10 protein-coding genes are annotated in these 14,119 nt (G+C 65.3%); 8 read left to right on the forward strand and 2 right to left on the reverse strand.

Annotated features, from left to right (window positions below; all coding sequences use genetic code 11):
• Positions 1-30 precede the first annotated feature (30 nt).
• The 7 genes from PIQ37_RS11895 to PIQ37_RS11925 all read left to right on the forward strand — a co-directional run bounded on the left by PIQ37_RS11895 (position 31) and on the right by PIQ37_RS11925 (position 6,432).
• Positions 31-348, forward strand: a complete 318-nt coding sequence (locus PIQ37_RS11895; protein WP_048492070.1) for a hypothetical protein — start codon at positions 31-33, stop codon at positions 346-348.
• Between the two features lie 68 nt (positions 349-416).
• The gene (locus PIQ37_RS11900) at positions 417-725 is read left to right on the forward strand and encodes a hypothetical protein (protein WP_342073627.1); all 309 of its coding nucleotides are present in this window, start codon (positions 417-419) and stop codon (positions 723-725) included.
• Between the two features lie 144 nt (positions 726-869).
• Positions 870-1,772, forward strand: a complete 903-nt coding sequence (locus tag PIQ37_RS11905; protein ID WP_228136086.1) for an RHS repeat domain-containing protein — start codon at positions 870-872, stop codon at positions 1,770-1,772.
• A complete protein-coding gene (locus tag PIQ37_RS11910) occupies positions 1,769-2,050 on the forward strand; it encodes a hypothetical protein (RefSeq protein ID WP_131721675.1) in 282 nt (93 codons plus the stop codon). The genes PIQ37_RS11905 and PIQ37_RS11910 overlap by 4 nt, the downstream gene beginning before the upstream one ends.
• 247 nt (positions 2,051-2,297) lie before the next feature.
• Positions 2,298-4,445: a S46 family peptidase gene (locus tag PIQ37_RS11915; RefSeq protein WP_342073628.1), complete on the forward strand. Its 2,148-nt coding sequence runs from the start codon at positions 2,298-2,300 to the stop codon at positions 4,443-4,445.
• 529 nt (positions 4,446-4,974) lie between these two features.
• The gene (locus PIQ37_RS11920) at positions 4,975-5,589 is read left to right on the forward strand and encodes a DNA-3-methyladenine glycosylase (protein WP_342073629.1); all 615 of its coding nucleotides are present in this window, start codon (positions 4,975-4,977) and stop codon (positions 5,587-5,589) included.
• Positions 5,590-6,198: 609 nt separating this feature from the next.
• The gene (locus tag PIQ37_RS11925) at positions 6,199-6,432 is read left to right on the forward strand and encodes a DUF378 domain-containing protein (protein WP_342073630.1); all 234 of its coding nucleotides are present in this window, start codon (positions 6,199-6,201) and stop codon (positions 6,430-6,432) included.
• A 155-nt stretch (positions 6,433-6,587) separates the two neighbouring features.
• Here the strand turns inward: PIQ37_RS11925 and PIQ37_RS11930 are convergent, their stop codons facing one another.
• Both PIQ37_RS11930 and PIQ37_RS11935 read right to left on the reverse strand, forming a co-directional pair.
• Positions 6,588-7,133, reverse strand: a complete 546-nt coding sequence (locus PIQ37_RS11930) for a gluconokinase (RefSeq protein ID WP_342073631.1) — start codon at positions 7,131-7,133, stop codon at positions 6,588-6,590.
• 228 nt (positions 7,134-7,361) lie between these two features.
• Positions 7,362-9,791, reverse strand: a complete 2,430-nt coding sequence (locus tag PIQ37_RS11935) for an AAA family ATPase (protein WP_342073632.1) — start codon at positions 9,789-9,791, stop codon at positions 7,362-7,364.
• Between the two features lie 872 nt (positions 9,792-10,663).
• Here PIQ37_RS11935 and PIQ37_RS11940 point away from each other — a divergent pair.
• Positions 10,664-14,095 (forward strand): hybrid sensor histidine kinase/response regulator, encoded by a 3,432-nt coding sequence (locus tag PIQ37_RS11940; RefSeq protein WP_267120392.1) that lies wholly within the window; start codon positions 10,664-10,666, stop codon positions 14,093-14,095.
• Positions 14,096-14,119: the final 24 nt, after the last annotated feature.

Raw genomic sequence — 14,119 nt, forward strand, 5'->3', positions numbered from 1 at the left:
TAATCTTTAATTTTCCGGGATGGAATTTTTATGCGTTGGATATTGATGTTGGCATGTGCGCTGTTCTGGATGTCTTACAGCGATTCGGCGAGTGCCTTGCAATTCATCACGGGCAAGGTAACGCAGATCGAGGCAACCTACATGCCTACCCAAATCCCTTTTCTCTTGAGCGAAGGAAACACCACATGCCCCGCCGGAAAGCCGGTTTATTGGGCAAAGGACCAGGAGAACAACAAGGCGATCTACGCAATGTTGATGTCGGCATTCGTCAGTGGGAAGCGTGTGACCTTGATCATGGACGACAACGATACGTCGTGTACCGGAAAATTCATCTATATGGTTGATTGAACTGGTCAAGGTGCAAACGAGCCAGCCATCCGGAAAACACGACCATTAACGAAAGAGAAGAAAGAGCCATGAGAACTACATGGGCAGCGCTGTTACTGTTTGCCAGTCTGAGCGGATCAGCATCAGCAAACGAATCGATGCAAAACGTCGACGTCGTGCAGGTGGGTACCTATCAGGCCCATGCCGACCATTTTGTCTGGCTGTCAGATACACCAGCAGAATGCAAGGCCACATCCGGAAACCACGTCCTGCATTTTCAAGAAGAACAACCCGGCGGTAAGGCGCTGCTGGCCGTTTTGATGACGGCATTGGTGAACAAGCGCAAGATCGATGTTCAGACCAATGGCTGCGACATCGTCGAGGTTTACTTGAAGTAAGCCTGCTATGGCGGAGTCTGCATGCAGATTTCGTTGGGTGCGTTGCACCGTAATGTTGCTAGGGGAAGCGCTGTCGATCCGACTTCCATGATAAAAGTCGACTCTACATCGCGCATCTATGGTTCCAACTCGCAAGGACGAGTGATGTCAAATTTCCACAGGACTTGTGCAGCAATACGCCTTATGGCTCTAGCTGTTCTTTCATTGCTCATTGCATTCGGTGCCTCGGCGCAAACGGTCCGGTACATCCATACGGATAGATTGGGATCCGTTGTGCTCATTACGGATAAGGATCGAAATGTTGTTGGCAGAAATGAGTATGAACCATATGGAAGCTTGCTGAACCATCCGGCGACAGACTCTCCGGGTTACACAGGGCACGTCATGGACGTTGCGACTGGGCTGACGTATATGCAGCAAAGATATTACGATCAGGGGCTCGGGCGATTTCTCTCCGTAGACCAAGTCACGCCCTATGAATCAAATGTCAGAAATTTTAATAGATACGTTTACGTAGCAAATAATCCGTATCTACTCAAAGATCCGGATGGGCGTCAATGGGAATGTGACGGCAAGATATGCCATTTCCATGGGACGGTAGGCGAAGTTGTGTTTAAGGATTTGCCTGAATATGTTCTAATGAACATGGCGATGGACTTAATAGGTAGCGTCGCTAATTTCACAAATACAATTCAGAGGGCGCATGATCTTATACAGAATAGTGAAGGGGATTCGTCTGGAAATGAGGGTCAGCAAGGAGTAAGAGAGCTAGGGGATTTGGAACCAACACACGCGCCTGACCATCCGCAAAATGACCCTGCTATCCCTGGGCTTTCCGATGAAGAGCTTCGTAATGCTATAAATAACCCTAAAAATGGAGATGCGGTAACTGTACGTGGAAATACAGTTCTTGATGGAAATACCCGCATAAATGAGGCAAAGTCTCGCGGCTGGCCTGATAACACTCTAATTCCAGTAGATGAGCTTCCAGAGAGGCCGGATAATGTAGATGATGACCCCCTGGGGCCCTATGGAGACATGTGGTGAAAGAGAATATCGACGTTGATATTAATGCGGTTTTGCATTTTATGCTTGGCGCGGCACTTATCGAAATTAGAGCTTCAAACTCAATGGGGTTTATAAAAAAGATGGCCGATATTTTCCATAATTTGCCGTTTGCACTGTCTAAATATTCAACTGCGGAAGAATATGATGCTTGTCTGGCCGAACTGATGAATAGGGCGCGGCGTTTTGAAATGGAGAATTATGTCGAAAAGTTGCAAATAGCCGCTATTCGGGCCGTCCAAAGAAAAGCTAATATATGAGTGCATTGGGGCTCAATTAAATTCCATATACATTTTTGGTGGGTAACGAGTCAGGTCACTTACTCATTAGCAGACATCTGTCTCTCGGATTGTGGGAAGTGACTTGAATTGCGTTCTTTTTCCCTAGGAGAATTCTCGATTTTTCTAGGTAAAGACCACATCCATCGATGAATGGATCGGCGTCTTGGTTGCTGCCACCGCATCGGCCGGCTAAGGTCGTGGTTACGTTCTTTGCCTCGATTTCCGCATGCACTTGCCCAACTCCCTTGCCGCCTCACTGACACTAAGTCTCGCCCTCACCGCCAATGCCCACGCCGACGAAGGCATGTGGATGCCCTCCCAGATGCCAGAGCTGGCCAAGCCCTTGCACGAGGCGGGATTCCAGGGCGATCCCCAGACGCTGGCCGAGGTGACACAACCGCCGCTGAGTGCGGTGGTGAAGGTTGGTGGCGGGACCGGGGCGTTCGTGTCCGTGGATGGGTTGCTGTTGACCAATCACCATGTCGCCTACGGGGTGATCCAGTACAACACCTCGGCGAAGGAGAACCTGATCGAGAACGGGTTCATCGCGCGGAATCGAGCCGACGAGCGCGCGGCCAATCCGGATTTCCGGGTGCTGGTGACGGTGGGCTTCGACAAGGTCACCGATCAGGTGCTGGGGCCGGCCAAGGGCAAGACCGGGCGGGCCTACTACGATGCGGTGGATGCGGCGAGCAAGCGCATCGTCGCCGACTGCGAGCGCGAGGCCGGAGTGCGCTGCAGCGTTGCCAACATGTATTACGGCACGGACTTCTATCGGATTCGCCAGCTGGAACTGCGTGACGTGCGCCTGGTGTACGCGCCGCCGCGGGCGATCGGCAACTACGGCGACGAGATAGACAACTTCATGTGGCCGCGGCACAGCGGCGATTTCACGTTGCTGCGCGCCTACGTGGGTAATGACGGTAAGCCGGCGGACTACAGCGCCGACAACGTGCCCTACCAGCCGCCGGCGCACCTGCAGATCGCCACCGATGGGCCGAAGGCCGGCGATTTTGCGATGCTGGCCGGTTATCCGGGCATCACCTATCGGCATCGCACGGCGGCCGAGTTCGCCGAGCAGGTGGAGGCGACGCTGCCGCAGCGGGTGGCGGTGCTGGACCAGTTGATCGAGGTGATCGAAGCATCGGGCAAGGCCGACGCGGAGGCGCGCACGCGCTACGCCTCACAGTTGCAGTCGCTGAAGAACAACCGCAAGCGGGCCGCCGGCGAACTGGAAGGGCTGCAGCGCAGCGATGCGGTGCGGCTGCGCGCGGAGGACGAGCGCGGCATGCTCGCAGCCACCCGTGGCAGCGATGCACGCGATATCGCAACGCTGCAGAAATTGCTCGGTCAGGCCTCGGCGCTGCGCGAGCGCGATCTGCTGCTTGGGTTGATCGCCACGCAGACCCAGGCGCTGCGCTCGGCATTGACCCTGGAGCGACTGCGGCTGGAGGCGGCCAAGCCGGATGATCGGCGCGAGAGCGGCTATCAGCAGCGCGACCTGGCGCTGATCGAGGGGATGCTCAAGCAGGTGCAGCGGCGCTACTCGCCAGCCGTGGAGAAGGAACTGCTGACGACGCTGTTGACTCGCTACCAGCAGCTGCCGGAGGCGCAGCGTGTGCCGGAGTTCGATGCGGCCTTCGGGCGGACCCCGGCGCAATTGCAGGCGGCGCTGGACAAGGCGTATGCCGGCACTGCGCTGGGCATCGAGGCCGAGCGCCTGTCCCGCTTCGCTGCCGCGCGCGAGGGCAAGGCGCCTGCGGCCGATCCGTTGCTGACGCTGGCCGCCACGCTGGTGCCGGCGCAGCTGCGGCTGGACGACGAACGCAAGGCACGCGAGGGCGAGCAGTTGCGGCTGCGCCCGGCCTACATGCGTGCGCTGTTCGCCTGGCGCAAGCAGCAGGGTCGTGCGGTATATCCGGACGCCAACAGCACGCTGCGGATCAGCTATGGCCGCGTCGAGCCGCTGGCACCGCGCGATGCGGTCAGCTTCGCGCCGCTGACCACGGTGGCCGGTATCGTTGAGAAGAACACCGGCAAGGAACCGTTCGATGCGCCCAAGCCGCTGCTGGCGGCGATCGCCAAGGGCGATTTCGGCAGCACCGCCGATCCGCAGTCGAAGACGCAGCCGGTGAACTTCCTGACCAACCTGGATACCACCGGCGGCAACTCCGGCTCGCCGGTGCTCAATGCGCGCGGCGAGTTGATCGGGCTGAACTTCGACAGCAACTGGGAGGCGGTCAGCGCCAGCTGGTGGTACGACCCACGTTACAAGCGGGCGATCCACGTGGACATGCGCTATCTGCGCTGGTTGATGGCCAAGGTGTATCGGGCGCCGCAACTGTTGAAGGAGTTGAACGTTCCGCCGGAGTGAGTGGGACAGGTTGGGGAGGCGGACGTCGTTTGGCGATGCTTCGAGCGGAATTGGCAGGGCATGTGATGTGCCCTGTACCCTGATGCGGCTGCGGCATGGTCTGGTCGCCGTCACAGCGACGAATATGCTTTGTACCCGCGCTGATGCCTCGATACAGGACCGCCACCGCTCACAGCGATGCGCTGCCGCGATCGGGGGCCAGGACAATGATCCTGGTCCTGGAGACTCCATGCATCGGGACTGAAGTCCCTCCCACAACAGCATGTGGTGCGGCGGATTGGCCGAGCACAAAAACTGCGAGGAGGCTTCAGAAAGGGCCCATGACCGCTAACTGCGACGCTTTGCGCCACGGAGAGTAGTAAGAGGAACGATCTAGTGCACCTCCATGCGTCGGGACTGAAGTCCCTCCCACTAGGAGCAGCATGCGGTGCGGTTGGCGAGATGACGTGTTCGATTGAGACGCATTGAGATGCGTGTGCACCGGTCGAGGCTCACGACGCGATCTCGCTGCAGGACTTAGACTGACCGCATGGATCTGCTTGCCGCCAAGCCCTTGCCGCGTGCGTTCTATGCGCGTGATGCACGCGTGGTGGCGCCGGAGCTATTGAACACGCTGCTTATCGCTGCCGATGGTCGTTGCGGTCGCATCGTCGAGGTAGAGGCCTACTGCGGCGCGGAGGATCCGGCGGCGCATTCGTTCCGCGGCATGACGCCGCGTACGCGGGTGATGTTCGGTCCGCCCGGGCATTTGTATGTGTACTTCATCTACGGCATGCATTGGGCGCTCAATGCGGTGTGTGGCGGCGCGCCGGGGCATGCGGTGCTGATCCGCGCCCTGGCGCCGGCGGCCGGGATCGAGGCGATGCAGTTGGCCCGCGGCGCGGTGCGCGCGGCCGATCTCACCCGTGGGCCAGGACGCCTGGCCAAGGCGCTGGGCGTGTCGGGCGCGGACAACGGACTGGACCTGACCACGCGGCAGTCGCGCCTGTGGCTGGGACAGGATGGGACGCCGCCGCCGACCACGCCGGTCGTCACCAAGCGGATCGGCATCAGCAAGGCGATGGACGCGCCATGGCGTTGGCATGTGCCCGACGAGCCGAACGTGTCGCGCTTCGTGGTGGGGCGGGTGAGGCGGCGCGGTTAGGCGTGTGCTTGTACGCGTCGTCTCTCCACGTGCTGCAAGAAAAACAGTACGTTGCCGCCGTCATAACCAGAAGCATTGCGAAGCGGTGCCAGCAGGGATTTCAGTTCGGACATGTGAGCGTGTCTGAGGCGCCTCCTCTTCGTTTGTCGCGGCTGAAGCCGCTCCTACGTAGGAGCCGTCGGCGTTCGTAGGATGCGAAAGGCAACGCTCGTGAGAACAGAAAAATCCGCCTCCGCATTGTCTCAATACGCGGAAGCTGTTGGGCGACCCCGTCCCGTCAGCAGCGACGGCGCATAGCCACGCTGCTTGGCTTCCGGAGCGCAGCAAGCATGATCAGTGTGGGAGGGACTTCAGTCCCGACGCGAGGTCTCGTCAGGAGGAGGCGATTGTGCGTTGGTCATGATTTTTCCCGCGGAGAACAAGAGCAGCACCTAGAAGCTTGAACCCGTCGCTTTGTCAGCCAAGAAGAGACGTGGCCGATGGCGACAGCAGACCGCACGACAACCTGATCTGCGCATTGCCAGCGTTCATGCCTCGCATACATCGCACTCGCATCAAGGGAATGCCGCGCAGCGCAGGCTGCACCTTCTCCCACGTCGAGATGCCGCCATGAAAGTGCTCAACATCGTCACCCTGGTCCTGTTGATTGTCGGTGGACTCAACTGGGGGCTGGTCGGCCTGTTCCAGTTCGATCTGGTCGCGGCGCTGTTCGGCGGCCAGGACACACCGCTGTCGCGTGTGGTCTATGCGCTGGTCGGTCTCTCTGCCCTGTGGCAACTGGTGCCGTTGTTCACCAATCGCCATGAGCCAGTGCGGCATGCCGAGCATGCGCCGCATCGCTGAGCTGCAAGCGGTCGATGCGCGCGGTCCCGATGCTGCGATGTCGAGATCGCCGTGGAGGCGCCTGATGGCGTGGTGGCGTTGTCTGGTGCGTCCGATGCTGCGGCACCACCGCGACAGGCACCGCCTATCCTGCTGAGACGGTACCGGCACGCAGCCTAGGCGATCGTAACGGTGGCATCCAACTGCGCGATGGCATCCGCTACGACTTGGTCGAACGCTGCGTCCACGTCCACCGAGATCACGTCTGCCTCGTCCAGTGGCAGTTCCAGCGTGTCGAGCTGGCTCTGCAGCAGCGTCGGCGGCATGAAGTGACCATGCCGCGCGGCCAGGCGTTCGGCGATGACATGCGCGGCCGCGTGCAGGAACACGAAACGCATCGGCACGCCTGTCTCGCGCAGTTGTTGCCGATGCGCCTTGCGCAGGCCGGAGAAGGCCAGCACGACACTCTGCCCGGCATCGACCGATGCGCGCAGGCGCTGTGCCAAGGTGGCCACCCATGGCGCGCGCTGCGCGTCGCTGAGCGGGATGCCGTGCGCCATCTGCGCCTTGGCGGCGGCGCCGTGGAAATCGTCCGCGTCCAGGAAGGTCAACCGGTAATGCGCGGCCAGCGCCTGGGCGACACTGGTCTTGCCGCTGCCGGACACGCCCATCACGACGATGGCTTCGGCGCGCGGCGGCGGGGATGAGGCGGGTTCGGTCACGTGGTGCGGTCCTGTGGAGTCATGCGCATGATGCCAGCGTGGGCGCTGTGTGGTTGTGCAGCGCTTCTCTACGAGGTCGTGCGCTAGCCCTGGCATCTGTTGTTGGTGTGCGCGCCGTAGAGATCGAGGTCTGTCTGGAGCCCCACGTCGGGGCTGAAGCCCCTCCCACAGGACTTCGGCCAGCTCTCCCGATTACACAGCGCGCGCTTGGCTCTTCCGGCTTGGCGTCTATATCGTCGCGGTCGCCGTCTCGACCAGGTCGTCCCACTGTAACCGCGTGCCGGAGGCGTCGTCGCTGTCCCGCAGGGCGCGGCGGACGGCACGGCGCATCGCGCGGCTGATCCAGTTCTGCAGGTCGCGACCGGAGTGGCCTTCGCTGCGCTCGGCGACCCAGGCCGCCGCGGCGTCGGCGTCGAGGTCCAGCGGCTTGCCGCGCAGCAGGCGCGTGACGATGGCGACGCGCGCCGCGTGGTCGGGCAAGGCGATGACGATCTGCCGGTCCAGCCGCGACAGCAGTGCCGGATCGATCGCGGCGGCATGGTTGCTGGCGGCCAGCAGGAACACCTGGCCCGCGTGGCTGGCGACGCCGTCCAGCTCCTGCAGCAGCTGGCCGACGATCTCGCGGGTGAAGGCGTCGTCGCCGTCGGCACCGCGCGCCGGCGCGACGATGTCCAGTTCGTCGACGAACACGATGCACGGCGCCTGCGCCCGCGCGCGCTCGAACGCCGCCTGCACGCGCTGGCCGGACTGGCCGAGGTAGCCGGCCTTGAGGTCGGCGCTGCTCAGTGCGATGAAGGCCAGCCCCGACTGGCTGGCAAGGATCCGCGCGACCTGGGTCTTGCCGGTGCCCGGCGGGCCGACCATCAGGATGCCGCGCGGCACCGGCACGCCGAGCGTGGCCAGGGTCTCGGCATTGCGTAGTTCCTTGCCCAGGCCGACGAACTCCTCGACCGTGGCGGCCGGCAGCACGATGTCGTCCCAGCCGAGGGTGGCGACGGCGGTGGAACCTTTGCCGCGCAGCGCGCGCAGTTGCGCCAGCAGGATGGCGTTGTCCAATGCGCCATCGACGCACTCGGCGGCGACCCGTGCGACCAGCGTGTGCAGGTCGCGGCCCGAGAGGCCGCTGCTGTCGGCGATCACCTGCGTGTCCGGCTCCAGGGCGAAACCGGCACGCCGCAGCTCGGCGCCGAGGATGCGGGCGCGCGCCGCGGCATCGGGCAGGCCGATGGCGATGCTGGCGGTGAAACGCGACAGGATCGCGTCGTCCAGCAGTGCCGGGCGGTTGGTCGCGCCGATCACCAGCACTTGGCCGTGCGCGGCATGGAAGCCATCCCATTCGGCGAGAAAGGTCTGCACCAGTTCCGCACCGAAGCTGTCGCTGTCGGCGCCGCCGCGGCGCGCGAACACGCTTTCGCATTCGTCGATGAACAGGATTGCCGGTGCCTGCTCGCGGCAGCGCTGCCAGATCGCCTGCACCTTGGGGCCGGTATGGCCGACGTGCGCGGCCTTGAGGTCGGCCACGCCCAGCGCCTCGAAATGGCAGCCGGCGTGGCGCGCCAGCTTGCGCGCGATCAGGGTCTTGCCGGTGCCCGGCGGCCCGTGCAGGAGCATCCCCTTGGGCGCCGGCTGGCGCCCGGACACGAACAGGTCCACCAGTTTCAGGATCTGATCGAGCGTGGCGTCGGGCAAGGCGATGTCGGCCCAGTGCCGCTGCACCGCATCCAGGCTCTGCAGCCGCTGCTGCAGCGCGCGTTGCTGGCCGCGCGCGGTCTCCCAGGCCTGCACGTAATCGTGCAGCGCGGTGATCGGGGCTGCATCCTCCACGGCGTCCTGTGCGAGCGCCAGCGCCACGGCGTGCAGGGCCTGCGGCGCGGCTTCGGTCACATTGTGGTCGAGGACGATGCAGGCCGCCGCGTGGGCGGCGCCGGGCAGCACGATCAAGGCGAGCAGGCGCGGTTCCGCGGCGCCGTCGTGCAGCGCCAGCAGGCGCACACCGGACAGATCGCCCTGCATGGCGGAAATGGACCAGCGGCCTTGCAGGGCACGCTGCGGCCAGGGCGCGCGGGTGACCGTGTACATCGCGGCTGGCTCCCGTTGCGCGGCGTCGGCCACCTGGACCAGTGCCAGCGGCAGGCGTGCGAACGTCTGCAGCGCGCGCCGCTCGTCATGGCTGTGGTGCCAGGCCAGCAACTGTGCGCCGGCGACGACCAGCAGGCCGTATGCCAGCAGCGAGGGCAGCAGGCTCTGCAGCAGCAGGCTGCCATCGCCGTGCAGGCCGACCTGGCGCCACCAGTCCAGGAAGCCGCGCGTCTCGCCCAGCCAGTGCGCACTCGTCCACGGCAGGATCAACACCAGGAGGCCGAGCAGCGCCGTGCGCCACCGCCAGTCCGGCAGTAGCGGCCGCAGCAGCAGCGCCGGTCCCCAGGCGCGGCGGCGTTCGCGCCGCACCGCCGCCCGTGCCGCGGTCCGGGCGTGCGCAATGAAGCGGCGCCGGAGCGCGGCCACCGCCTGCTCCACCGCCGGCAGATGCCGCTCCACCTCCACCTCGGCCTGCGCCTGACGCGTCTGCGCCTGCTGCAATTGAGTGTGCAGGCGCTGCGTCTGCTGTTGCAGCGACGGCGGGGGCGTCGGCACGGCGGCGGCCGGAATGCCGGACATCAGCAGGGGCGGGCGCGGGTGGTCACCGCGCGCATCTTATCCTGAGCGCCGGTAGGGCTGCCGCGGCTGGCTGCAGCTGGGATAACGCCCGCGTTTGACCGGTAGGCCGGCGCGTGAAGCGGTTGCTGCCATGGGAGGAAGACATCTCGGAGAAGAATAGCGCGTGAGGCGCGGGGTGGGTCTTGAGACCATCGCGGCCTCGTTCGTCGCGGCTGAAGCCGCTCCTACGCATGGCTTGCAGGTCCATGATTGCCGTTGCCGTTGCCGTTGCCGTTGCTTTGGCTGTTGTTGTTGTTGCTTTGGCTGTTGCTTGGCTTTGGTTTTGGCTGTTGCCCTGGCCTTTGATTTACCGGGTTCCCTTCCGAAGCGGCGGCCAGCGCGGGGAAAAACCCGAAGGGCGGCGTACATGGATGTACGCCGTCCGCGGCAGGGGCAGGATGCCCCTTCCGCGGATCCCCGTGCTGGACGCGGACCCGGAGCGCGCAGCGCGGAGGGCGCGTAGGCAGGGCGCGCTTTCTTTTGGTTACTTTTCTTTGCGCGAGCAAAGAAAAGTAACTCGCCGTAGGGCGAAAGCTTTGCTTCTGCCAAAGAAAAGTAACCAAAAGAAACGCTCTACCACAGCCGAAGGCTGGTCAAGCACACCCCGCCGTGGCCGCCGCGCCGAGAGGCCCCATAAAGCAACAGCAGAAGTAAAGCCTGTGGCATGCCTGCCGAGGTGAGCACGGTTACGCGTATGGGAGCCGCCGCATCTGCCTCGCGGCAACCAGCCCGGCGCACGCGCAGCCCAAGCGAGACGCAGCGAGCCGAACTCCCGACTACGCCGAAACGCATCGCACCCTCTAGACTGCACGCATCGTCGAGGGGGCTCGCCTTTGGTTTCCAGTTGGATCCTGCTGCTGGTGTCGGTCGGCTATGCGGCGCTGCTGTTCGCGGTGGCGTGGTGGGGCGACCGCCGTCCGCTGTACCCGGAGCGGCCGTGGCTGCGCCCGGCGGTGTATAGCCTGGCGCTTGCGGTGTACTGCTCGTCGTGGACGTTCTACGGCGCGGTGGGCAGCGCGGTGCGCAACGGCGCCGGCTATCTGCCGATCTACCTGGGCCCGCTGCTGATGCTGCTGTTCGGCTGGCGCATCGTCGAGCGCCTGGCGCTGATCGCGCGCAGCGAGAACACGGTGTCCATCGCCGACTTCATCTCCTCGCGCTACGGCCGCTCGCGGCGCCTGGCCGCGCTGGTGGCGGTGATCGCCCTGGTCGGCGTGGTGCCGTACCTGGCGCTGCAGTACAAGGCGGTGGCGATGAGCCTGCAGGTGCTCAGCGGCCAGTCCAGCGCCGGTGCGCCGTTCTACGCCGATCCGGCGTTGTACGTGGCCTTGGGGATGGCGCTGTTCGCCACGCTGTTCGGCACCCGCCAGGTCGATGCCACCGAGCACCACCACGGCATGATGCTGGCGATCGCGCTGGAGTCGGTGGTGAAGCTGCTGGCGATGGTGGCGGTGGGCGTGTTCGCCTACGTGTGGCTGTCCGTGCGCGACGGTGGCCAGGTGATGGCGTCGGCGCGCACGCTGTTCCAGAACACCCCGCCGGTGGGCTTCATCTCGCAGACCCTGCTCAGCTTCCTGGCGCTGGTGTGCCTGCCACGGCAGTTCCACGTGGCGGTGGTGGAGTGCAGCGACGTCGGCGACATCCGCAAGGCGCGCTGGCTGTTCGGTCTGTACCTGGTGCTGATCTCGGCGATGGTGGTGCCGATCGCCGCCGCCGGCATCGCGCTGTTCGGCGGCGGCGACGTGGCCGACGACAGCATCGTGCTGGCGCTGCCGCTGGCCGAAAGCCGCACCGCGCTGGCGCTGGTCGCCTACGTGGGTGGGTTCTCCGCCGCCACCGGTATGGTCATCGTCTCCAGCATCGCGCTGGCGACGATGATCAGCAACGACCTGGTGATGCCGGTGCTGCTGCGCCGCCGCGGGCACCAGGCGGCCGGCGCCGACGTGGCCTCGAAGGTGCTGTGGATCCGCCGCCTGGCGATCCTGCTGCTGGCACTGATCGCCTACGGCTATTACCGCAGCAGCAGCAACGACACGACGCTGGCGTCCTACGGCCTGATGGCCTTCGCCGCGGTGGCGCAGTTCGCGCCGGGCGTGATCGGCGGGCTGTACTGGCGCGGCGCCAGCCGCAAGGGCGTGGAAACCGGCATGGTGCTGGGCTTCGCCACCTGGATCTACACGCTGCTGCTGCCGGCACTGACCCAGGCCGGCTGGCTGGCGCCGGCGTGGCTGCTGGACGGGCCGTTCGGCATTTCCTGGCTGCGCCCGCAGCAGCTGTTCGGCATGAGCGGCTGGGATCCGCTGGCGCACGGCACGTTCTGGTCGCTGCTGGTCAACGTCGGCACGATGATGCTGGTGTCGGCACGCTGGCGCCCGGGCCTGGACGAGCGCCTGCGCGCGGCGCCGTTCCTGGAGCCGTACTCGCAGCGCCCGGCGGTGGCCGGCGACTGGCTCGGGCAGGTGCGCGTGGTGGACCTGCAGGCGCTGGCCGAGCGCATGGTCGGGGAGCGTCATGCCCGCCGCGCCTTCGCCGAACAGGCGCAACTGCTCGGCCGCGAGCCCCAGCCCACCGCGGTGGCCGACCGCGTCTGGGTGCAGTTCACCGAACGCCTGCTCGCCGCCTCGATCGGCGCGGCCTCCGCGCGTCTGGTGCTGACCAGCCTGCTGCGCGGCTCGGGCATGGATCTGGGCGAGGTGGTGGCGGTGCTCGACGAGGCCGGGCAGGAGCTGCGCTTCAACCGCGAGATCCTGTCCACCACATTGGAGAACATCAGCGCCGGGGTCAGCGTGGTCGATCCGGCGATGCGCCTGACCGCGTGGAACCGCCGCTACCAGCAGATGTTCGGTTATCCGGACGGCATGCTCTACGTCGGCCGGCCGGTCGCCGACCTGATCCGCTACAACGCCGAGCGCGGCGAACTCGGCGGTGGCCAGGTGGAGGATCAGATCGCCCGCCGCATCGCGCACATGCGCGCCGGCACCCCCCACGTGTTCGAACGCACCCGCAGCGACGGCAAGGTGATCGAGATGCGCGGCCAGCCGCTGCCCGGCGGCGGCTATGTCACCAGCTACAACGACATCACCGACTACAAGCGCGCCGAGCAGGCGTTGCTCGAGGCCAACGAGACCCTGGAGCAACGCGTGGCCGACCGCTCGCGCGAGGCCGAACTGGCGCAGCAGTCCAAGACCCGCTTCCTGGCCGCGATCAGCCACGACGTGCTGCAGCCGCTCAACGCCGCACGCCTGTTCGCCTCGGCCCTGCGCGATGCGCACCAGAACGAGGAGCAGCGGCATCTGGCCGAGCGCGTGGACGCCTCGTTGCGCGCGGCCGAGGAACTGCTCGACGGCCTGCTCGACGTGTCGCGGCTGGATGCCGGCGGGCTGCGTCCGACCATCGAGGACGTGGATGCCGGCCTGCTGCTGCGCGAACTGGCCGCGCAGTACAGCCCGATCGCCGCCGGCCGCGGCCTGCGCCTGCACGTATACGCGCGGCCGCTGTGGGTGCGCAGCGATCGCCGGCTGCTGCGCCGGGTGCTGCAGAACTTCCTCGCCAACGCGCTGCGCTACACCCGCCAGGGCCGCATCGTGCTGGGCATGCGCCGCCGCGGCGCGGCGCTGGAACTGCAGGTCTGGGACACTGGCCCCGGCATCCCGCCGCACCACATGCAGCAGATCTTCGACGAGTTCCAGCGCTACCAGCAGCCGTTCGACTGGGGCGAGCAGGGGCTGGGCCTGGGCCTGTCGATCTGCCAGCGCATCTCGCGCCTGCTCGGCCACGACCTGGATGCGCGCAGCCGCGTCGGCCACGGCAGCATGTTCTCCATCACCGTGCCGCGGGCGGCGCCACCGCCGCAGGCGCTGCAACGCGCGCCACGCGCAGCGGCCGCGGCCGACTCGCTGGCCGGGCTGCGCGTGCTGTGCGTGGACAACGACCAGGAAATCCTCGACGGCATGCGCGCGCTGCTCGGCCGCTGGCAGGTGGAGGTGATCTGCGCGAGCACCGTCGACGAGGCGCTGGCGCAGGCCGCGTGCGCGCCGCACGTGATGCTGGTCGATTACCACCTGCACGACCGGCTCGACGGCCTGGAGACCCTGGATGCGCTGCGCGCGGCGATGCCCGGACCGGTGGCCGGCGCGCTGCTCACCGCCGACGGCCGCGACGAACTGAAGCTCCAGGCCCGCGAGCGCGGCTACCGGCTGCTGACCAAGCCGGTCAAGCCGGCCTCGCTGCGCGCCTTCCTCACCGCCTACCACGATCCGATCTAGGAGCGGTCGCGCGGCTTCGTAACG

Source organism: Xanthomonas protegens, assembly GCF_038442435.1.
GTDB classification, from domain to species: Bacteria; Pseudomonadota; Gammaproteobacteria; order Xanthomonadales; family Xanthomonadaceae; genus Xanthomonas_A; species Xanthomonas_A sontii.